18 protein-coding genes are annotated in these 21022 nt (G+C 73.9%); 6 read left to right on the forward strand and 12 right to left on the reverse strand.

Annotation, left to right across the window (positions count from 1 at the left end; genetic code table 11):
* Window positions 1-125: 125 nt before the first annotated feature.
* On the reverse strand, window positions 126-2162 hold the full coding sequence (locus ACZ4Z1_RS26825) for a HelD family protein (RefSeq protein ID WP_468489264.1): 2037 nt from the start codon (window positions 2160-2162) through the stop codon (window positions 126-128).
* A 491-nt stretch (window positions 2163-2653) separates the two neighbouring features.
* On the opposite strand from ACZ4Z1_RS26825, the gene ACZ4Z1_RS26830 reads away from it, so the two are divergent.
* Both ACZ4Z1_RS26830 and ACZ4Z1_RS26835 read left to right on the forward strand, forming a co-directional pair.
* Window positions 2654-2845 (forward strand): hypothetical protein, encoded by a 192-nt coding sequence (locus ACZ4Z1_RS26830; RefSeq protein ID WP_468489170.1) that lies wholly within the window; start codon window positions 2654-2656, stop codon window positions 2843-2845.
* A 328-nt stretch (window positions 2846-3173) separates the two neighbouring features.
* The gene (locus tag ACZ4Z1_RS26835) at window positions 3174-4415 is read left to right on the forward strand and encodes a glycosyltransferase 87 family protein (RefSeq protein WP_468489265.1); all 1242 of its coding nucleotides are present in this window, start codon (window positions 3174-3176) and stop codon (window positions 4413-4415) included.
* Window positions 4416-4440: 25 nt separating this feature from the next.
* Here the strand turns inward: ACZ4Z1_RS26835 and ACZ4Z1_RS26840 are convergent, their stop codons facing one another.
* Entirely contained in the window at window positions 4441-6084 is a 1644-nt protein-coding gene (locus tag ACZ4Z1_RS26840) for a DNA repair helicase XPB (RefSeq protein WP_468489171.1), read from the reverse strand.
* 343 nt (window positions 6085-6427) lie between these two features.
* Here ACZ4Z1_RS26840 and ACZ4Z1_RS26845 point away from each other — a divergent pair, with 343 nt between their 5' ends.
* Window positions 6428-7006 (forward strand): Uma2 family endonuclease, encoded by a 579-nt coding sequence (locus ACZ4Z1_RS26845; RefSeq protein ID WP_468489172.1) that lies wholly within the window; start codon window positions 6428-6430, stop codon window positions 7004-7006.
* 57 nt (window positions 7007-7063) lie between these two features.
* Here the strand turns inward: ACZ4Z1_RS26845 and ACZ4Z1_RS26850 are convergent, their stop codons facing one another.
* Window positions 7064-9688 carry a helicase-associated domain-containing protein gene (locus ACZ4Z1_RS26850; RefSeq protein ID WP_468489173.1) on the reverse strand — a complete coding sequence of 875 codons (2625 nt, stop codon included), beginning with the start codon at window positions 9686-9688 and terminating at the stop codon, window positions 7064-7066.
* 166 nt (window positions 9689-9854) lie between these two features.
* Between ACZ4Z1_RS26850 and ACZ4Z1_RS26855 the strand changes: the two genes are divergently transcribed.
* Entirely contained in the window at window positions 9855-11210 is a 1356-nt protein-coding gene (locus tag ACZ4Z1_RS26855) for a hypothetical protein (protein ID WP_468489174.1), read from the forward strand.
* Between the two features lie 69 nt (window positions 11211-11279).
* Here ACZ4Z1_RS26855 and ACZ4Z1_RS26860 read toward each other — a convergent pair whose 3' ends face one another.
* The 4 genes from ACZ4Z1_RS26860 to ACZ4Z1_RS26875 all read right to left on the reverse strand — a co-directional run bounded on the left by ACZ4Z1_RS26860 (window position 11280) and on the right by ACZ4Z1_RS26875 (window position 15480).
* The gene (locus ACZ4Z1_RS26860; protein WP_468489175.1) at window positions 11280-12356 is read right to left on the reverse strand and encodes an ABC transporter substrate-binding protein; all 1077 of its coding nucleotides are present in this window, start codon (window positions 12354-12356) and stop codon (window positions 11280-11282) included.
* Window positions 12357-12413: 57 nt separating this feature from the next.
* Window positions 12414-13274, reverse strand: coding sequence for an ABC transporter ATP-binding protein (locus ACZ4Z1_RS26865; RefSeq protein ID WP_468489266.1), 861 nt, complete (start codon window positions 13272-13274; stop codon window positions 12414-12416).
* A 92-nt stretch (window positions 13275-13366) separates the two neighbouring features.
* The gene (locus ACZ4Z1_RS26870) at window positions 13367-14455 is read right to left on the reverse strand and encodes a FecCD family ABC transporter permease (RefSeq protein WP_468489176.1); all 1089 of its coding nucleotides are present in this window, start codon (window positions 14453-14455) and stop codon (window positions 13367-13369) included.
* Window positions 14452-15480 (reverse strand): FecCD family ABC transporter permease, encoded by a 1029-nt coding sequence (locus tag ACZ4Z1_RS26875; RefSeq protein WP_468489177.1) that lies wholly within the window; start codon window positions 15478-15480, stop codon window positions 14452-14454. The genes ACZ4Z1_RS26870 and ACZ4Z1_RS26875 overlap by 4 nt, the downstream gene beginning before the upstream one ends.
* Before the next feature lie 115 nt (window positions 15481-15595).
* Here ACZ4Z1_RS26875 and ACZ4Z1_RS26880 point away from each other — a divergent pair, with 115 nt between their 5' ends.
* Window positions 15596-16279 carry an HAD family hydrolase gene (locus tag ACZ4Z1_RS26880; protein ID WP_468489178.1) on the forward strand — a complete coding sequence of 228 codons (684 nt, stop codon included), beginning with the start codon at window positions 15596-15598 and terminating at the stop codon, window positions 16277-16279.
* A 19-nt stretch (window positions 16280-16298) separates the two neighbouring features.
* Here the strand turns inward: ACZ4Z1_RS26880 and ACZ4Z1_RS26885 are convergent, their stop codons facing one another.
* A complete protein-coding gene (locus ACZ4Z1_RS26885) occupies window positions 16299-16538 on the reverse strand; it encodes a hypothetical protein (RefSeq protein WP_468489179.1) in 240 nt (79 codons plus the stop codon).
* Window positions 16539-16749: 211 nt separating this feature from the next.
* Here ACZ4Z1_RS26885 and ACZ4Z1_RS26890 point away from each other — a divergent pair, with 211 nt between their 5' ends.
* Window positions 16750-17133, forward strand: coding sequence for a cold-shock protein (locus tag ACZ4Z1_RS26890; RefSeq protein ID WP_031001692.1), 384 nt, complete (start codon window positions 16750-16752; stop codon window positions 17131-17133).
* 30 nt (window positions 17134-17163) lie between these two features.
* On the opposite strand, the gene ACZ4Z1_RS26895 is transcribed toward ACZ4Z1_RS26890, so the two are convergent.
* The 4 genes from ACZ4Z1_RS26895 to ACZ4Z1_RS26910 are packed head-to-tail and all read right to left on the reverse strand — an operon-like array spanning window position 17164 to window position 20737.
* Window positions 17164-18015, reverse strand: coding sequence for a 1,4-dihydroxy-6-naphthoate synthase (locus tag ACZ4Z1_RS26895; protein WP_468489180.1), 852 nt, complete (start codon window positions 18013-18015; stop codon window positions 17164-17166).
* Window positions 18012-18806, reverse strand: a complete 795-nt coding sequence (locus ACZ4Z1_RS26900) for a futalosine hydrolase (RefSeq protein ID WP_468489181.1) — start codon at window positions 18804-18806, stop codon at window positions 18012-18014. The genes ACZ4Z1_RS26895 and ACZ4Z1_RS26900 overlap by 4 nt, the downstream gene beginning before the upstream one ends.
* Before the next feature lie 36 nt (window positions 18807-18842).
* On the reverse strand, window positions 18843-19355 hold the full coding sequence (locus ACZ4Z1_RS26905) for a hypothetical protein (protein WP_361156982.1): 513 nt from the start codon (window positions 19353-19355) through the stop codon (window positions 18843-18845).
* A 26-nt stretch (window positions 19356-19381) separates the two neighbouring features.
* Window positions 19382-20737, reverse strand: a complete 1356-nt coding sequence (locus ACZ4Z1_RS26910; RefSeq protein WP_468489182.1) for an MFS transporter — start codon at window positions 20735-20737, stop codon at window positions 19382-19384.
* Window positions 20738-21022: the final 285 nt, after the last annotated feature.

Raw genomic sequence — 21022 nt, forward strand, 5'->3', positions numbered from 1 at the left:
GAGGGGGGTGGGGGGGGGGGGGGGGGGGGGGGGGGGGGGGGGCATGGTCGGGGGGGAGGGAGGGGGGGGAGGGGGGGTCCTTCTTCCGGAAGAAAAAACAAAACACCCGCCTCACCGCCCCCGTCTCACCCGGCCACCGCGCCCAGCCTCTCCGGCAGGGCCGCCGCGTGGACCACCGTCAGCCCGGAGACCGGCCGGGTCAGGCAGACGTACAGGCGGCGCAGGCCGGTGCGTTCGTCCGGCTCGCCGTCGACGATCGCGGCGGGCTCGTCGAGGACCACGTAGTCGTACTCCAGGCCCTTGGCGAGCGTGGCCGGGACCAGCGTCAGCCGGGCCTCGGCGGAGGTCTCCTCGCCGGGCGCCAGGACGGCCAGGCCCGCCGCGTCCAGCGCCGCGCGCAGGGCGGGCAGCCGGGCCTCGGCCGCGATCAGACCGACCGATCCTTCCTTGGCCAGCGCTTCGCGGCAGGCGGCGATGACCGCGGCCTCCAGCTCCGCCGCCGGCACCGGCCGGATCGTGAAGTCCCCCGCGGACTCACGGATCGAGGTGGCCTCGGTCAGGTCGGGCGCGATCGCGGGCAGCAGCCGCGAGGCGTACGCGATCACCTCGCGCGGCACGCGGAAGCCCAGCGTCAGCTCCTCGATCCGCGCCCCCGGCTTGCCCAGGTGGGCCAGCGCCTCCTCCCACGTGTCGGTGGACCACGGCGTGGTGCCCTGCGCGATGTCGCCCAGGATCGTCGCCGAACCGGTCGAACAACGCCGGCCCACCGCCCGGTACTGCATCGGCGACAGGTCCTGCGCCTCGTCCAGCACCACGTGGCCCAGGGAGTGCGTACGGGTGACCAGATCCGCCGCCTCGTCGATCAGCACCGCGTCCGCCGCCGACCACTTGGCGCTCTTCACGCTGCGCGCCGGCTTCGCCCACAGGATCGTCTTCTGTTCCTCCGGCGTCAGGATGCCCGCCGCCTGCTCGGCCAGGAACTCCGCGTCACCCAGCAGCCGCAGCACCACCTTGGCCGGGTCGACCGGCGGCCACACCTCCTTGACCACGGCCTTGACCGCCGCGTTGCGCGCCACCGCGTCCTGCACCCGGTCGTCCGGCGCCTCGCCCGCCTGCTCCATCCGTACGAGCACCGCGTGCGCGATGCGCTGCGGCAGCGCCTCCCGGGCCGCGCCGTAGCGGATGTCGCGGCGCAGCAGCTCCTCGACGATCTCCTCGATCTCGTACGCCGGCACCCGCCAGCGCCGCGAACCGCGCACCACCACGCACGCCTCGGACGGCGTGCGCACGTGCGACCACACCGCCCGCCGCAGCACCTCCGCCAGCCGCGCGTCGCCCTTGACCGTCGCCGCCGCCGCGTCGTCCGTGCCCCGCACCTCGACGTGCGCCACCAGGTCGTCGACGGTGGCCTGCTTGACCTCCAACTCGCCCAGCGCGGGCAGCACCTGCTCGATGTAGTGCAGGAACGAGCGGTTCGGTCCGATGACGAGCGTGCCGGACCGGGCGAGGCGCTCACGGTGCGCGTACAGCAGGTACGCGACCCGGTGCAGGCCCACCGCGGTCTTGCCGGTGCCCGGCGCCCCCTGGACGCAGACCGTACCGCCGATCCCGGCGCGCACGATCTCGTCCTGCTCCGGCTGGATCGTCGCCACGATGTCGCGCATCGGGCCCACCCGCGGCCGTTCGATCTCGGACTGGAGCAGCTGGCTGTGCCGTTCCGCCTCGGACGGGTCGGTCAGGTGCTCGTCCTCGTAGGCGGTCAGCTGCCCGCCCGTGTAACCGAAGCGGCGGCGCAGCCTGAGGTCCATCGGGTCCTTCTTGGAGGCCCGGTAGAACGGCTGCGAGACCGGCGCGCGCCAGTCGATGACCATGGGGTCGCCGTCGGCGTCGTGGACGTGCCGGCGGCCGATGTAGAAGTTCTCGCCCTGAGCGCCCTCGGCGGCGTCCACGCCCGGGGCGTGCAGGTAGTCCAGGCGCCCGAAGAAGAGCGGGGTGTGGGCGAGGTCGGCGAGTGCCTTGATACGGGCGTCGACCTCGCCCTGGAGCACTTCGGCGTTGACCCAGTTCGCGGTCACGTCGGCGATGTTCAGCGCCTCGGCGTCCGCGCGCATGGCGCGCAGCGCGGCCCGGGAGCCGGCGAGGTGGGCGCGTTCGCGTTCCAGGGGGTCCGGCTGGTCGTGGGACCGGGTCCGGGTACGGCCTTGGGGCTCGGTACGGTCCTGGGGCTGGGCGGGCGCCTGGTCGTGGGCGTGCGAGGGCACGGTGTTGCCTCCGGCGGATCCGGCTACGTACGTACGTGACGGCGTACTCGTAGGCGTCTTCGGGTGCTTTCAGATGCGTGCAGATGCGTTCGGAATCGTGAAGCGAGAAGCCGGCCGGTTTCCGTGCGGCCGGTGGCACTCCGCTGGGGGAGGCGGGCAGACCGGCGATTGTAGCCAGCAGCTATCGGGGACGCCAACGGTTTTCCACGGCGGGGCCGACCTGCGGTGACGGGGTACTCCCGGCACCCGAGTCGCGACGGCCCCTGAACTTTCCGCCCGTCCACGTCCATCTCCCGTAGGGGTCGGCATGGGTCCAGGGACTGACCGAAGTCCGGTGCGGGATGGGCCCGTGGGCCGATGTGCGGGCCCCGCGCGAAAACCATCATGGAGTCATGAGCAGCGCAACCATCACCCCAGCCACCCTGCCCCCGACCCACGGCGCCACCGCCCTCGGCGCGGACGCGGACCGTGAGCCGCGCTCCCACGAGCAGCGGCACACGGTCGGCAACGTCTTCCGCGCGGTCAAGGTCTTCGCCGCCGCCGCGGTCGGCGTCGTCCTCCTCGGGGAGTACGCGGACGACTGAGCCGCGCTCCGGGGGCGTGCCCCGTCTGCCCGCCTTCCCGCCCGCGGGCCTTCTCCCTCGTGCCTTTCGGCCCTCTCCCGCCTGTAGGCCCTCCGGCCCGTAGGGCCTCTCCCGCCCCTGTCGGCCACCCAACCAGCAACCGGATGACCGGAAACCGTTACAAACAGTCGGTCTCGATCGACTAGCGTCACCGCAGACAGCGTGCGTCCGGCGACGAGGAGGGGCTCAACAAGTGTCTGCCGCCGAGGGGACGCGGTCGCTACCGCACAGACGGCCGTGGACGCGGCACCTCACACACCCGGACAGGAAGACGGTCGCCGCGGCGGTACTGCTCGTGGTGTCACTGGCCGCGCTGGCCACCGTATTCCAGCTGGTAAGCCTGTCCATGTCGGACATAGTGGTCTACCGTGCCGAAGGTGAGGCCGCGGCGACCGGCGGTGACCTGTACGGCTTCACCGTCACCGAGTGGAACCTCCCCGCGACGTACCCGCCCTTCGCCGCCCTGCTGTTCATCCCGACGACCTGGCTCCCGGTCGGTGCTCTCAAGGTCGCCTCCGTCCTCGTCAACGTGGCCCTCGTCCCGGTCCTGCTGCACCTCTCGTACAAGGCCGCGTACGCCACCGGCACCAGCGACCCCGCGGGCGCGTCCCGGCTGCGGCGCGCGCGGACCCTGCCCGCCGTGCTCGTCGCCACCGCATGCGCCATCTGGCTCGAACCGTTCTTCCAGACGCTCGTCTTCGGACAGATCAACATCGCCCTGACCTGCCTCGTCCTGTGGGACCTGGCCCGCCCGGACGGTGCCCGCCTGAAGGGGTTCGCCGTCGGCCTCGCCACGGGCATCAAGCTCACCCCGGCCGTCTTCGCCGTCTACCTGCTGATCACCGGCCGGGTACGGGCCGCCTGCACCGCCCTGGCCGGCTTCGTCTGCTCCGTGCTGCTCGGGGTGCTCGTCCTGCCGGACGCCAGTGTGGAGTTCTGGACGCGGCGGATGTTCGAGACCGGCCGGGTCGGCAAGGCGTGGATCGTCGACAACCAGTCCCTGCAAGGCATGCTGGCCCGCTGCCTGCACACCGAGGAACCGGGCCTGCTGTGGGCGGGCGCGGCGCTGCTGACCGGCATGGCCGGACTCCTCGTCGCCCGCCGCGTGTACCTGCGGCGCGGCCTGGACTCCTGGGGCGTGCTGTGCACCGCCGTCACGGCCCTGCTCGTCTCGCCGATCAGCTGGTCCCACCACTGGGTGTGGTGCGTGCCGCTGCTGGTCGCCCTCGGGGCGCACATCCGCGGCGTACGGTGGCGCCGGGTGCTGCTCACGGTCGTGGCGCTCGCCTTCATGGCCCGCACGATGTGGGTGCTCCCGCACCAAGGCGACCTCGACCTGCGGTTCTCCTGGTGGCAGCAGCCGCTGGCGGCCCCGTACCCGGTCCTGGGACTGGCGATGCTGGCGGCGGTGGCCTGGTGGAGCCGCCGGCCCCCGGCCGCCCCGCCGACCGCCCTGGCCCGCCGCCCGTTCCCCCTGCCGCGCAGCGCCCGCCGCTCCCCGGAACTGAGCGCCTACACCCCCGAACGCTGACACCGCCCGGGGACGGGCCCACCGCTCACCCCTCAGCCAACAGCTCGGTCGCGTCCACGATCCGGTACGCGTACCCCTGCTCCGCCAGGAAGCGCTGCCGGTGCGCCGCGAAGTCCTGGTCGACGGTGTCGCGGGCGACGACCGAGTAGAACCGCGCCTCGTGCCCGTCCGCCTTGGGCCGCAGCACCCGCCCCAGCCGCTGCGCCTCCTCCTGCCGGGACCCGAACGTGCCCGACACCTGGATCGCGACCGTCGCCTCCGGCAGGTCGACCGAGAAGTTGGCGACCTTGGAGACGACCAGCACCGAGATCTCGCCCTCCCGGAACGCGTCGAAGAGCTTCTCGCGCTGCGCGTTGGTCGTCTCCCCCTTGATGACCGGTGCCCCCAGGTGCTCACCCAGCTCGTCGAGCTGGTCGATGTACTGCCCGATCACCAGGGTCTGCTCGCCCTTGTGCCGCCGCACCAGCGACTCGGTCACGCTCTGCTTGCTGGCCGTCGTCGCGCAGTACCGGTACTTCTCCTCCGGCTCGGCCGTCGCGTACGCCAGCCGCTCCGACTCGGTCAGGTTGACCCGTACCTCGACACAGTCCGCCGGCGCGATGTACCCCTGCGCCTCGATCTCCTTCCACGGCGCGTCGAAGCGCTTCGGACCGATCAGCGAGAAGACGTCCGACTCGCGCCCGTCCTCCCGTACGAGCGTCGCGGTCAGCCCCAGCCGCCGCCGCGCCTGAAGATCCGCGGTGAACTTGAAGACCGGCGCCGGCAGCAGGTGCACCTCGTCGTAGACGATCAGCCCCCAGTCCCGCGAGTCGAACAGCTCCAGGTGCGGGTAGACGCCCTTCCGCTTGGTCGTCAGCACCTGGTACGTGGCGATCGTGACCGGCCGGATCTCCTTCTTCGTACCGCTGTACTCACCGACCTCGTCCTCGGTCAGCGACGTCCGCTTCACCAGCTCGTGCTTCCACTGCCGCGCCGAGACGGTGTTGGTGACCAGGATCAGCGTGGTCGCCTTGGCCCGCGCCATCGCACCGGCCCCCACCAGCGTCTTCCCCGCGCCACAGGGCAGCACCACGACACCCGACCCGCCGTGCCAGAACCCTTCGACGGCGTGCTCCTGATAAGGCCGCAGCGCCCAGCCCTGCTCGTCCAGCTCGATCGGATGCGCCTCGCCGTCCACGTACCCGGCCAGGTCCTCGGCCGGCCAGCCCAGCTTGAGCAGCGTCTGCTTGATCTGCCCGCGCTCGGACGGATGCACCACCACCGTGTCCGGGTCCAGCCGCGCCCCCACCAGCGGCTGCATCTTCTTCGACCGCAGGACCTCCTCCAGCACCGGCCGGTCGGTGGTGGTGAGCACCAGTCCGTGCGCCGGGTGCTTGCTCAGCGTCAGCCGCCCGTACCGCGACATCGTCTCGGCGATGTCCACCAGCAGCGCATGCGGCACCGGATACCGCGAGAACCCGACCAGCGCGTCCACGACCTGCTCGGCGTCGTGCCCGGCGGCCCGCGCGTTCCACAGCCCGAGCGGCGTCACCCGGTACGTGTGCATGTGCTCCGGCGCCCGCTCCAGCTCCGCGAACGGCGCGATGGCCCGCCGGCACGCCTCCGCCTGCTCGTGGTCGACTTCCAGCAGCAGCGTCTTGTCGCTCTGGACGATGAGAGGTCCGTTCACGCGCCTCGCCTTTCGCGTCACCTGCACCCGGCCGTTCCCCAGCCCGACCGCGGCACCCGGCCGTCCGTACGGCCAAACGTCCAGTGTGCCGCATGCGCGAGCGATCACCTCCGGCTCTTCGGGCACGGACCGACGGCGCGGGCGCTGCCGGCGGCACGGCCGGCGAGCGCAGCAGCGCACTCAGGGCCCGGTGCGGGTGATCTGTCTGTGGGTAGGTGAGGGCCGCGCGGCCTCTGGACACGGCCGGCCGGGGCGCGTGAGCGGAGCGCTGTCAAGCCGGCGGCGCGATGTCAGTGGCGAATGCCACACTGATGACGATGGTTCCCGCTGAGGAGGTGGCGTGATGAGCGTTGCACACGAGGATCACTACGGCCCCTGGACGATAGAGCAGGTCCTGGCTCTGGGGGAGGACCGTGGTCAGCGTCGCGAATTGATGGGGGAAGCGCTCTTGATGTCACCAGCTCCGGGAGCCAAGCACCAGCGGGCGTCGTCTCGTCTGTGGCAGACGCTGGACGCCGCCGTCGAAGCGGAGGGCGCTCCGGTCGAGGTGCTGGAGGCGGTCAACGTGATCCTGCCCGACGGCCTCTTCATCCCGGACATCGCTGTGGTGGATGCCGCCGCCGCCGATCAGGACCCGGTCAATTTCGACGCCGAGGCCGTGCTGCTGGTGGTCGAGATCGTCTCGCCGTCGTCGTCCGGGCGCCGTACCGACCGGCTGCTCAAGCCGCCGTATTACGCGGAGGCCGGGATCGAGCACCTGTGGCGGCTGGAGCTGGAGCCCGTGCCGACCCTGGTCGTCTGCGAGCTGGAGAACGGCCGCTACGTGGAGCGCGCCGTGGCCGAGGCCGGGCGCGTGACGCTGATCGAGAAGCCGCTTCCGGTCGAGGTGGACCCTGGGGCTCTGGTGCGGCAGAGGCGCTGACGGTTCCGGGGCCGGGAGACCGGCCCCGCGACCGGCTCCCACCCGCCTCCGCGCCCCTCAGGAAGCCGTCTCGTCCGCCAGCTCCGCCACGCCCGTGATGCGGTGCAGGGGGAAGGTGCGGACCTCGTCGGCGGTGTGGTCGTAGGCGGTGACGAAGCCGCCTTCGACGCGGACGGGGGCGATGACGCGCTGGCTGGCGGCGCCGTCGGCGTTGACGTAGCCGATCCAGAGGGTGGCGTCGGTCAGGACGGCGGCCTGCATGGTGGCGAGGGTTTCGGCGGAGGTGGTGCGCGGGAGGGCGCCGGGGGCCGGGGCGGGGGTGTTCGTGGGCTTGCGTTCGGCGGTGGCGGCCAGGTCGCCGGCTCGGATGGCGCGGACCGCCGCTTCGAGGAGGGTGGTGTCGGGGGCGGGCGGGCCCTCGGGGACCGGGGCGGGCGCGGTGCGCGGCGGGGTGCGGTAGGCGTCCGGGCGGGCGATGAGGACGTCGCCCTCGGCGGATTCGGCGGCGGGGGCGTAGCCCATCGCCCGGAGGCCCTCCAGGAGCTGGTCGGGCGGGGCGGCCGAGGCGAGCACGGTCGGGGCGAGCCGGCGCAGGCGCAGGCCGACGGCGCGGCGGTCGGCGAGGATCTCGGTGAGGAGCGCGTCGTCGTCACAGCGTACGTACGCGGAGGCCGCGCCGACGCGGAGCCGGCCGTGGCGTCGGGCCACGTCGTCGATGAGGTAGGCGAGCGGCTGCGGCACCGGGGTGCGGGAGTGCGCGGAGAGGAAGGACTGCAGCTCGGCGGCGGAGCGGCCGGCGTCCAGGGCGCGGCGTACGGAGGCCGGGGTGAAGCGGTAGACGGTGGCGCCGCCCTTGGACTCGATGTCGGCGAGCACGCCGAGCGCGTCGGCGAGGGGGCGTTCGAGAGGGCCGGGGGCGACGGCGGTCAGGTCGGCCTGGAGCAGGACGTGGTCGAGGGGTTCGGGGAGGAGGGGGGCGAGGAGGGCGGCGGCGCGGGTGGTGGGGTCCTCGGCGCTGGGGGAGCCGGCGCCGGGCTCGGTGCCGGCTTGCAGGAGGGCGCGGGTGTGGGTGGCCAGGGCGCCGCGGCCGGTGATGCCGAGGAGTTCGGCTTCGGTGAGCGTCCACCGGGCGATCCGGGAGCGCAGGTCGTCGGCGGCGGGCGGCGTGGAGGCCGTGGCCGCGTTGCGTGCGGCGTCGGTGTCCGGGGCGGGGGTGGATGCGGGGGCCGCGTCGGGGCGGCGGGCGGCGCTTGTCCTCGTGCCGCTGGTCGTGGCGGGGGCCGGTGCCTGGGCCGCGCCGCGTAGCGGGCGTTCCCAGCGGAGGCGGTCCAGTACGGCTTCGGCCGGTACGGACGTGCCGGGGGCCAGGGAGGCGAGCAGGGTGAGCGTCCGGCGGCGTACCTCGGGGGCCGCGGAACGGTCGAGGTGGGGGCCGAGCGCGGACAGCGTGCGGCCCTTCGGGTCGGGGGTGCCGACCAGTCCTGCCGTACGGGTCGCCGCCAGCCAGGATGCCGCCAGCCGGGCCCAGCGCTGCTCCGCCGGGAGCTGGCGCCAGTCCTCGGCGGCGGGGGTGGGCGCGTACCGTTCGTCGGCTTCGCCGTCGGACGCCAGCAGCCCGGCGCCGTAGGCCAGTTCGAGCCAGAACGCGGCGGTCTGTTCGGTGACGTCCAGGGCGGCGGCGGTCCGCTTGAGATCGCGGACCGACAGGCCCCCGGCGCGCAGGACGCCCGGGCCGCCGAGGTCCCACTCCTTGAGCAGTTCCTCGACGGTGGCCAGCGCGGTGAACGCCTGGCTGGCGGCGGCGCTGTCCACAAGCTGTGGATCGCGTTCGGTGGTGGGCGCGAGGGCGGGCGGCAACGGCTCGGGCACACGGTGCGCGCGCCCGGCGCGCAGGTGGAGCGCTGCCTCACGGGGGAGAACGACGTTGCGCGGCCCGGCGGGCAGCAGCAGCCCGCGGTCCAGCAGCCATTGCAGGTGCGCGGCGGGCCGGTCCGTGACGGCCCCGTACGGCGGCCCCCAGACCAGCCGGTCCAGTACGGCGCGCGCCTCGTCGGGCGCTTCACCGAGCAGCGCGGCCATCCGCGTACGGTCCTCGAACAGCCCGGTCAGGGCGGCGACGGCGGTCACCGGGTCGTGGGTCGCGGCCAGTCCGGCGGCGGCCAGGATCTCCTGGAGGCGGCCGGGCGACATGCCGGACGTGGCTTCGGCGACGGTCGGGCCCAGGCCGGTGGGGGAGGGGTGCGCGGGTCCGGGCGCGAGCAGCTCGCGGGCCGTACGGACGAGGCGCAGCCGGTCGTCGCCGCCCCAGACCAGGGCCTGGCCGCGCAGGGTGCGCAGGGCGCGGGGCAGTTCGGCGGCGATGGCGGAGGCCAGGGCCGGAACTTCCCCTTCCGGGCCGTCCGCCCCGCCCGTCCCCGCGTCCCCCGCCATCAGCGCGAGCAGCGTCTCGTACGGGCAGGGGTCCGGTGCCACCGCCAGCGCCTCGGCGGTCTGCAGCGCGAAGCGGTCCAGGCGCTCCACCGCCCGGACGACCGAGGCGCGGGTGCCGGCCCGGGTGGCGAGCTGGGTCAGGTCGCCGGGGACCGGGTTGAGGAGGTCGGGGCGGGCCCGCAGCAGGTCGGCGAGCCCGCTGTCGGGGCGGGTGCGGAGCTCTTCGGCGAGCGTGCGGGGTGTTTCACTCATCCGCTACACGGTAGCGGGGGCGTGTGACGATGGCGGGTGCGGCGCCGCGCCGCCGACACCGGCCGCTACGTACCGCACGCGGGCCGGTCGGCCTCGCCACCCCCGTGGGAAGGGCGATCGGGGGTACGGTCTCGGGAGGGAACCGGGCTGTGCCACAGGGGATTTCGTGGGGATCGAGAGCGACCAGCTGGTCTTTGACTATCTGAGCCGGGTCGGGGATCTGGCCCAGCGGCGCGGGCTGTCCTCCGGGGCGCGGATGCGCCTGGTGGCCGAGTTGCGGGCGCAGGTGGACGCAGCGAAGCCGGACACGGTGCCCGGGGTCAGACGCGTGCTGGCCCGGCTGGGTACGCCCGAGGCGGTGGTGACGGCGGCGGGCGGCAGCGGCCCGCCGGCCACGCGGACGCCGCCGGCCGGGGCGGAACCGCCGCCGCGGCCGGGCCTGCGCGACAAGCTGGGCGGGGCCGCGCGCCGCTTCGGCCAGGGTGACGGAACGGGCAGCGGTACGGACGGCGGTAAGGGCGCCCCCGGAGAGGCGAGCGGAACCGTCGGTTCCGACGGCCCGGACGGCGGCACGGCCAAGAGCGACGGCTCGACCAGGAACACCGGCTCGACCAGGAGCGGCGGTCTCCCGGGCCTGTCCGGTCTGGGCGAAGGGCTGCGCGGTCTCGCCGGCAAGGTCCCCGCGCCGCGCGACGGCAGACGCCGCTCCGTCCGCGCGCGGGAGCCGGAGCCGCCGCCGGCCGCTTCCCCGCCGCACCTCGCGGGCTTCGACGAGCTCGGCGACAGCACCGTGGCCTTCGGCGAAGGGGCCGACGAGCCCGACTGGTGGCGCGTCGAGGAGAGCCCGTTCGGGCCGTACGGACCGTACGAGCCCGGCGAGACGGTGCCCGGCTTCATCGGCGGCATCGAGATCCCGGAGGTCCGTGAGCGCCCGCCGGGCGAGCGGAAGGACGGCCCGCTGTCCCTGGAGAAGGGCGAGCGGGGCGAGGACGGCGAGGCGGACGACGAGGAGGCCGAGGACGGGGAGACGGACGGCGAGCACGGCGAGGAGACGGCCGCAGAGCCGCGCGCCGGTGTGCTGCCCCGGGTGCTGCCCCGGGTCCTCGCGTGGCGGCGGCGGTCGGCCGCGCCCGAGCCGTACGCCGAGGAGCCCGAGCCGGCCGAGTACGTGCAGGCCGCGCGGCCGCCGCTCAGTCCCGTCCTGCTGCTGGCCGTGCTGCTGCTGGTCACGGGTGCGGTGCTGGGTTCGTGGCTGGCGCTGGCCGGTGGCTGGGTGATCGCGTACACGTCCCGGCGGCTGCCGCGCGGCGAGGCGAAGTTCGCGGCGCTCGGCGTGCCGGGGGTGATCGTGGGCGGGCTGATGGTGTGGCTGTGGGGCCGCGTGGACGGGCGGTGGGGCGAACCCATTGCCGAGGGGCAGCTGGGGCACGAGCTGGCCGGGGTGCTGCCGGTGATGGTGCGGGTCGCGGCGGTCGCCTCGGCGCTGTTCCTGGTGTGGCGGATGCGGCGGCAGCCGCGCTGAGCGCCGGGTGAGGCGGGCGGACCGTACGCGAACCGGCTCGCCCGTCCCGCCTGCTTCCTCGTCCCCCGCCTACTTCCTCGCCAGCTTCTCCTGCACCTGAGCCAGGATCTTGCCGGCCGCCGTGTAGCCGATGCCCTGGATCCACAGTTCGTCGTCGACGCGGAACGTGCGGCCGTTCCTGGCCGCCTTCATGTTCTTCCACAGCGCCCCGCCGGTGACCTGCGTCTCCTTGGACTTCTCGGGGCTGCCGTACGCCGTGTAGAAGACCGCGTCAGCGTCGGCCTTGTTGATCTGCTCCGCGCTGACCTCGATCATCATGCCGTCCGGCGCGTCCTGCACCACGCTGGTCGGGCCGGTGCCGACGTCGTCGAGGAGGGTGCCGATGTAGCTGCGGCAGCCGTAGATACGGGTGTCGGCGCCTTCGACGAAGCGGACGACGTTGGTGGTGGTGCGCTTGGCCGCCGCGGTCCCGCCGAGCGCCGCGGTGACCCGCTCGGCGTGTGCCTCGTACGCGGCGGCCGCCCGTTTCGCCTCGGGGATCTTGCCCAGCGCGTCGGCGTGGGTGGCGAAGTTCTGCTTCCACGGATAGCCGGTGGTCTCCGTCATGACCGTGGGCGCGATGGCCTTCAGCTGCTCGTACCGTTTGCCGTCGCGCACCTTGCTGGTGAGGATCAGGTCGGGCTTGAGGGCGGCGACCGCCTCCAGGTTCGGCGCGCCGATCTTGCCGACGTCCTCGATGCCCGCGAGCTTGTCCTTCGGCAGGTAGTTCGGGAAGCCGCCGGCCACGTCGGAGCGGGTGGCGCCCACCGGGCGGACCCCGAGCGTGATCGCGGAGTCCAGCTCCGCGGTGTCCAGCACCACCACCCGCTTCGGCGCGTCGGGCACCGCGACCTCGCCCTGCGCCGTACGGACCTGGTGTGTGCCCCCGCCGGACGCGGGCCGCGCCCAGGTGGTGGCGGGCTGGGCCGGACAGTCGGCGGCCTCGGCCGAAGAGCCGCCGGAACTGCCGGTTCCGGACGAGCCGCCGGAACCGCCCGACCCGCAGGCGGCCAGCGTCATGGCAGCGGCCAGCGCGGTGGCCACGGACAGCACGGCACGGTGGCGCCCGGCCCGCTGACCCGGACGGAGGACTGCGGAGAGCGGCATGACAAGCCCTTTCGCTGGACTGGACGCACGACAACGCCGAACGCCCGACGAGCCGGCTCAGGAACGGCCCCGTACGACCGTGCCCTCCCCACCCGGAGCCTGCCAAGGCCGCCCCGGCACCACCAGGGGCGAGCCCGTCACCGGATCGGGTACGACCACCGACTCCAGCCCGAACACCTCGCGCACCAGCCCGGCCGTCACGACCGCCGACGGGCGCCCCTGCGCGACGATGCGCCCCTGCTTCATGGCGACCAGGTGGTCGGCGTAGCGCGCGGCCTGGTTGAGGTCGTGCAGGACGGCGACGACGGTGCGCCCCCGGTCGTGGTTGAGCTGCCGGATCAGATCCAGCACCTCGACCTGGTGCGAGATGTCCAGGTAGGTCGTCGGCTCGTCCAGGAGCAGAAGATCGGTCTCCTGGGCGAGCGCCATCGCGATCCACACACGCTGCCGCTGCCCGCCGGACAGTTCGTCCACCGGCCGGTCGGCGAGCTGCGCCACGTCCGTACGGTCCATGGCCTCGGCGACGGCCCGTTCGTCCGCCTCGGACCACTGCTGCCACCAGTGCTGGTGCGGCTGGCGGCCGCGCGAGACCAGGTCGGCGACGGTGATCGCCTCGGGCGCCACCGGGGACTGCGGCAGCAGCCCCACCGTCCGGGCGATCTTCCTGGTGGGGATGCGGGCCAGGTCCGCGCCGTCCAGCAGGACCGCGCCGCGGCGCGGCTTGAGCAGCCGGCCCAGCGCCCGCAGTAGCGTGGACTTGCCGCAGGCGTTGGGGCCGACGACGACCGTGACCGCGCCGTGCGGGATGTCGAGGTCGAGCCCGTCGACGACGGTGCGGTCCTCGTAGGCGAGCGTCAGATCCCGGGCCGTGAGCCGGCTGCCGAGGGGGCCTGCGTCCCCGGAGCCTCCCGCACCGATGAAGCCTCCCGCGCCTCCCGTGCCCCCGGCGTCCCCGGTGCCCCCGGTCTCCCGAACGCCCCCGCCGCCCTCCACGCCCTCCACGCCCTCGGTCACCCTCGTCCTCCCACGGCCCGGCTGCGCATGATCAGGTGGATCAGGTACGGGGCGCCGACGGCCGCGGTCAGCACACCCACCGGCAGTTCGGTCGGCGCGAGGAGCTTGCGGGCGAGCAGGTCGCCGAGGACGACGACGAACGCGCCGAGCAGCGCGGAGCACAGCAGCGGCAGCGGTGCCGTACGGGTCAGGCGGCGGGCGGTCTGCGGGGCGAGCAGCGCCACGAAATCGACCGGCCCGGCCGCGCCGGTCGCCGTCGACGCCAGCACCACGCCGAGCGCGACCAGGCCGAGCCGGGTGCGGTTCAGCCGTACGCCCAGCGCGGTCGCGGTGTCGTCGTCCATCGGGACGGCGCGCTGGGCGCGGGCCGCCCACAGGACGGCGGGCAGCAGCACCAACAGCGCCCAGCCGAGCGGCGCGGCCTCGGCCCAGCCGCGCCCGTTGAGCGAGCCGGTCATCCACACCTGCGCCTGCTGGGCGACGAGGTAGTCGCCCTTGGTGAGGAACAGGTGGGTGACCGAGCGCAGCGCGACGGCGATACCGATGCCGATCAGGACGAAGCGGGTGGCGTGCAGACCGCCGCGCCAGGCGAAGACGTAGCCGAGGGCGGCGGCGAGGACGCCGCCGGCGACCGACAGGTACGGCAGGACGGCGTACGAGGTGACGCCGTACGTCATCGCACCCACCGTCAGGGCGCTCGCGCCCTGGGTGACGCCGATGACGTCCGGGCTGGCGAGCGGGTTGCGGGCGACGGTCTGGATCAGTGCGCCCGCGACGCCGAACGCCGCGCCGACCAGCAGCCCGACCACCATCCGGGGCAGCCGCAGCGTGCCAACGACCAGCCCGGCGGGCGAGGGCCGCCCGAACGCGGCCCTCAGGGCCTCACCAGGGGCCACGAAGGACTCACCGACGCACAGGTATGCCAGGCAGACGACGGCGAGCAGCACGGCGAGCACGCCGGCGACAGCCACCGAGCGCCGGTGCACGAGGAAGGACGCGCGCCCGGCGCGCACGAGGGCGTACCCCGTGGGCCGCGCACGCCCCCGCCGCACCGCGGCACCGCATCCGGTCACCGGGGCCGTCATGCCGCCACCCCCCTCCGCCGCACCAGCACCACCAGGAACGGGACGCCGATCAGTGCCGTCATCACACCCGCCGGCACCTCCGACGGCGGGAACAGCACGCGCCCGGCGGTGTCCGAGACCAGCACGACGACCGGGCCGAACAGCGCCGCCACCGGCAGCAGCCAGCGGTGGCCGCCGCCCACGGCCGCGCGGGCGAGATGCGGTACGGCGAGGCCGACGAAGGCGATCGGCCCGGCGGCCGCGACGCCCGCGCCGGTCAGTACGGCCGCCCCGAGCCCGGCCACGACGCGTACGGCGGCGACGTTCTGCCCGAGCCCCCGCGCCACGTCGTCACCGAGCGCCAGCGCGTCCAGGCCGCGCGCGACGGACAGCACCAGCACCGCACCCGCCAGCAGGAACGGCCAGATCCGCGCGGCGACCTCACTGTCCCGGCCGGTCAGCGAACCGACCTGCCAGAACCGGAACTCGTCCAGCGCCGCGGCCTTCGTCGTCAGCACCGCCATCGTCACCGCGACGAGCAGCGCGTTGACCGCGGCCCCGGACAGCGCCAGCTTCACCGGCGTCGCGCCGCCGCGCCCGCGGGAGGCGATCGCGTACACGACGACCGCGGCGGCCCCGGCGCCCGCGAAGGCGAACCACACGTAACCGCCGAGAGTGTGCACCCCCAGGAAGGACAGCGCGAGGACCACGCCCACCGAGGCGCCCTGGCTGATCCCGAGGACACCCGGGTCGGCGATGGGATTACGGGTGATGCCCTGCATCGCCGTGCCCGCGAGGGCGAGCGCGGCGCCCACCATCAGCCCGATCAGCGTGCGCGGCAGCCGCAGGAAGCACACCACCTGCGCGGCATCGCCGTCCCCGCCGTACAGCAGCGCTCCGAGCACCTCGGACGGCGTGAACGGGCGGCTGCCGACCGCGAGCGAGAGGAGCACCGCCAACAGCAGGGCGAGCACCGCCACCGCCGTCCACCCGACGCGGCGCCTCACCACAAAGGCTCTGGGGCTGCTGGCCCGGACGACAGGCATCGGCTCCCTTTCGCGACGGCGCCGCGGCGCGGGGCGGGGTGCGGTCAGGAGGGTCTGGGTGCGCAGTCAGGAGGGGCCAGTGTAGGAGCCCGCCCCGCCGCCGTCATCGGCCACAATGGCCACCATGGCTTCGCACACCCCGGTACCCGATCCCACGGTCGCCACGGCCTCGCAGGCGCTCACGGTCGGCTTCGACCTGGACATGACGCTGATCGACTCGCGCCCCGGCATCAAGGCGGCCTACGAGGCGCTGTCCGCCGCGACGGGCACCTACGTCGACGCGGACGCGGCGATCACCCGGCTCGGTCCGCCGCTGGAGCAGGAGATCCGCCGGTGGTTCCCCGAGGAGCGGGTCGCGGAGATCAGCGACCTGTACCGGGAGCTGTACCCGACGCACGCGATCACCGGGACGCTCGCGATGCCGGGCGCCCGCGAGGCGGTGGCCGCCGTCCAGCGCCACGGCGGGCGGGCGATCGTGGTGACCGCGAAGTACGAGCCCAACGCCAAGCTGCACCTGGACCACCTGGACATCGGCGCGGACGCCGTCATCGGCTCGCTGTGGGCGGAGGCCAAGGCCGAGGCGCTGCGCGCGCACGGCGCGGCCGTCTACGTAGGCGACCACACCGGTGACGTACGCGGTGCGCGGACCGCCGACGCGCTGTCCGTCGCCGTGGCCACCGGCCCGTGCGACGCGGACGAGCTGCGCGCGGCCGGCGCGAACGTCCTCCTGGACGACCTGACCGGCTTCCCGGCCTGGCTGGAGGAGTACGTGGCGGAGCGGGCCCGGCGGAGCGCGTGAGTCCGCCCGACCCGGGCCTCTAGGCCGTGGAGGACTTCGCCTGCCGCCGCTGCGCCGCGACGGAACGCAGCACTCCGGCTGCGGCCACGACGAAGCCGACACCCATCAGCATGCAGACCCAGTAGAAGACGGACGGCAGCGGATCGGCCCCGATGAACAACGGGGCGACGGTGGCGAGAGTGGCCACCGCGCCAATCAGGAAAACAATCGCGCCGATCCGGACCAGCAGATCCCCGGCCTGGGGAGTTTCGTCAGACACACGACCAGGGTAAGTCCGGGCCAGAAGCGCGGGGGAACCACCCGGCGACGTCTTGTCACCGGGCACCGGACCATTAGCCTTGGGGGGTGGCGGGTCAGGTGGCCCGCTGCACTGCTATCCAGAGCTGTTTTCCCGCAGAACACGCAGAAAACACCGTAAACCGTAACCAGACCCCAGTGGTTTTCCGACGAGTACGAGGACGAGGACAGACGTGCCTACCGGCAAGGTCAAGTGGTTCAACAGCGAGAAGGGCTTCGGCTTTCTCTCCCGCGACGACGGCGGTGACGTCTTCGTGCACTCGTCGGTGCTGCCCGACGGCGTGGACGCACTCAAGCCGGGCCAGCGCGTCGAGTTCGGCGTGGTGGCCGGCCAGCGCGGTGACCAGGCGCTTTCGGTGACGATCCTCGACCCCGCGCCGTCGGTGGCGGCGGCCCAGCGCCGCAAGCCGGACGAGCTGGCGTCGATCGTGCAGGACCTCACCACGCTCCTGGAGAGCGTCACCCAGCAACTGGAGCGCGGCCGCTACCCCGACAAAGCGCACGGCTCGAAGATCGCCGGCATGCTCCGGGCGGTCGCCGACCAGCTGGACGTCTGACGACCGGCCCGTGAGCCGGGACGGTTCCGGCTAGCCGAAGTGCAGCGCATCGCGGCCGAGGGGCGGTACGAGCCCCTCGGCCGCGGCACGCGTGAGCAGGCCGCGCACGGCCGCGTAGCCGTCCTCGCCGAGGTCGGCGGTGAACTCGTTCACGTACAGGCCGATGTGCTGGTCGGCGACGGCCGGATCCATCTCCTGCGCGTGCTCCAGTACGTACGCACGCGACGCCTCGGTGTCGTCCCAGGCCATCCGTACCGACGCGCGGGCCGCCGCGGCCAGCTCACGCAGCCGCTCGGCGCCCAGCGACCGCTTGGCGATGATCGCGCCCAGCGGGATCGGCAGCCCCGTCGTGCGCTCCCAGTGCTCGCCCATGTCGGCGAGACAGCTCAGCCCGTAGTTCCGGTACGTGAAGCGGGCCTCGTGGATGACCAGCCCGGCGTCCACCCGGCCGTCCCGTACCGCCGGCATGATCTCGTCGAACGGCAGCACCTTGACCTCGCCGACGCCGCCCGGCACCTCGTCGGCCGCCCACAGCCGGAACAGCAGGTACGCGGTCGACCGCTCACTGGGCACCGCCACCGTCCTGCCGGCCAGGTCCTTGGCCTCGCCCGGCTCCCTGGTCAGCACCAGCGGGCCGCAGCCGCGCCCCAGCGCGCCGCCGCACGGCAGCAGCGCGTACTCCTCCAGCACCCACGGCAGCACCGCGTACGACACCTTCAGGATGTCCAGCTCGCCGCGCTCGGCCATGCCGTTGGTGATGTCGATGTCGGCGAAGGTGACGTCCAGCGCGGGCGCGCCCGGAACCTTGCCGTGCGCCCACGCGTGGAAGACGAAGGTGTCGTTCGGGCACGGCGAATAGGCGATCTTGAGCGCGTCGCTCATGGCGTCCTCCAGGAGGTCGGGGCCCCGGCCGCCGTCAGGACGCGGGGGAGCGCGGCGCAGGCGGCCGAGAGCGCGCCGAGCGCGTCCCCGATGCGCCACGCGGCGCGGTCGCGCGGGCCGACGGGGTTGGAGACCGTACGGATTTCGAGCACCGGCAAGCCCTGCGCGGCGGCGGCCTCGGCGACACCGAAGCCCTCCATCGCCTCGACGAGGGCACGCGGGTGGCGTGCGGCGAGGCGCGCGGCGTGCTCCGCGCTGCCGGTCACGGTCGAGACGGTGAGCACCGCGCCGCACGCGGCACCGGTGGCCGCGGCGAGGGCCCGTACGAGGTCCGGAGCCGGAGTGTGGACGACGGTCCCGAAGCCCAGCTCGGTCACCGGAACGAAGCCGTCCGGGGTCTCGGCGCCCAGGTCCGCGGCGACGATCTCGTCCGCGACGACCGCGGAACCGACCACGGCGCCGGGCCCGCCCGCGTCCGGGCCGGGCGCGAAACCGCCGCCGATCCCGGCGGAGATGACGAGGTCGTACCCGGCTCCGCCACAGATTCCGGCGGTCAGCGCGGTCGCCGTCCCGGCGGCAGCGGCGGCCGGGCCGACCCCGGCGGCGAGCACGTCGAGGACCACGCCGGCCGACTCGCCCGGGGCCGGCTCGCCTGCCCGTACCCGGTGCAGCGCGTAGCCGCCCGCGGGCAGCGCGACGGCCTCCGCGCCACCGTCACCGGCCACGCCCGCGACCACCGCGTCGCGCTCGGCCGCGACGGCGGTGACGACCAGGACACGCGTCACGGGCACCTCACCACCACCAGCCCCACGCGTACGTCAGCGGACTCAGGATTCCGCGCGCTTGAGCTTGACGTTCCACACGCCCGTGTACTTGCCGCCCTTGGTGGCCACGACGGACACCACGGTGGAATCGGCCAGACTACGGGTCTGCTGGTTGACGAAGAGCTGATCCGCGCTGCCGACCACCTGATACGTCTGCTTGCTGACATTGGTGATCGGGCTGTTGTTGGACAGCGCGATCCAGCCGTCCTCGGCCACGTCCGGCTCGACACCGAGCCGCAGCTTCTCACCCGGGTGCACGGTGAGCGTCTTCTTGGGCTCGGTCGTCAGGCACTTGGTGAACTCGGCCTGCGCCTTCTTGTCGCTGGCGGCCAGATCGCCGAGCACCTTGCCGTCGTCGTAGCAGGCGGCCTCGGCGGTCACGGTGTCCTTGCCGGCGGTCACCGTGGCGAGCGGAGTCGGCTTCTCACAGGCGGAGAGGGTGACGAGCCCCAGGGACACGGCACCGAGGGCGGCAGCGGCACGGCGGCCTGTACCCCAAGAAGAGAACGCGGTCATGCGGGCAGGCTATCGGTCGGCCCCGGTCACGCCACACGAGGGTGGGGCGCGCCGTGCCGCGCCGCGCCCAGCAGGCCCCGTACAGCCAGCAGCGCGCCCGTCGCCACCAGCGCCGCGGCCACCGCCAGCCCCACCGTCCCGTTCAGCGGCAGCGCGATCCCGACGGCCCCGCCGACCACCCAGGACAGCTGGAGCGTGGTCTCGGAACGCGCGAACGCCGACGTACGGACCACCTCCGGCACATCCCGCTGGATCACCGCGTCCAGCGACAGCTTCCCCAACGCCTGGCACAGCCCCGCCGACGCCGCCACGGCCGTCACCACCACGATCGCCAGCACCGCGTAGAAGACCGCCGCCGTGACCGCGACGGCCAGCGCCAGCCCCAGCACCACCGCGATGATCAGCTCCGGAGCCCGGTACCGCAGCCACGCGCCGACCGCCGTACCCAGCGCGTTGCCCGTACCCGCCGCCACCGCCACCAGCCCCAGCGAGACCTCCGGCCCCAGCCCGCCCAGCGGATGCTCGCGCAGCAGGAACGCCAGGAAGAACGTCAGCAGACCGGACAGCGACCGCAGCGCACCATTGGCCTGGAGACCGTGCAGCACGGACGGCCCGACCGTCCGCAGCCCCGGCCGCCGCCCGCCCGCCAGCGCCTTCCCCGGCCGCTCACCCGCCCCCTTCCCGGACCCCTCGGCGTCCTCCACGGACGTCAGCCGGGCCCGCCCCTCACCCTTGGCCGAGTCCACCTTGTGCGGCAGCGAGAACGACAGGAACGTGCCCGCCACGAACACCGCGCACGCCCCGTACAGCGGCCAGCCCGGCCCGATCAGATGCAGCCCGGCGCCCAGCGGCGCCGCCACCCCCGTCGCCAGCAGCCCGGCCAGCGTCACCCGCGAATTGGCCTTCACCAAAGAGATACGGGGCGGCAGCAGGCGCGGCACGACGGCGCTCCGCACCACTCCGTACGCCTTCGAAGACACCAATACACCCAGTGCCGCCGGATACAGCTCCAGCCCACCGCCCGCCACCGCACCCGACATGGTCAGCGCGAGCAGCGCGCGAGCCAGCATCGCCCCGGCCATCGCCGCCCGGCGGCCGTGCGGCACCCGGTCCAGCAGCGGCCCGATCACCGGAGCCAGCAGCGCGAACGGCGCCATCGTGACCGCCAGATAGAGCGCCACCCGGCCGCGCGCCTGATCCGTCGGCACCGAGAAGAACACCGTCGAAGCCAGCGCAACCGTGATCAACATGTCACCGGCCGAATTCACCGCGTGCAACTCGATCAGCTTGCCCAGACCCGACTCACCCGCGCCATGCGCGTGCGTGGCACGCCGTATGCCCCGCCCGGCCGCCGCGAACGGACGGCGCAGCGCCCGGCCCACAGCACGGCAGCCCCGGCCCGCCCGGCCGCCCTCCCGCCCCGGCCGCGTGGACGCCGACGAGGCCCGCGCCTCCTTGGGGACACGCGGGCCGGCGGAAATCCGCGAAGCCTTGGCGATCCGCGGGGCCCGGGCCGCCCTCCCGGCCCCCGGCTTGGGGACCCGCGACGCCCGCGACAACCGCGGCAACCTCGGCCTTCTCGACGCCCGTCCGGCAGCCACGCAGCAATACTGCCCCAACTCGCCCGGGACATGGCTCTTTCCTGGCCCTGTCGCGCCGGACCACAC

This window comes from Streptomyces sp. NPDC030165 (assembly GCF_055573595.1).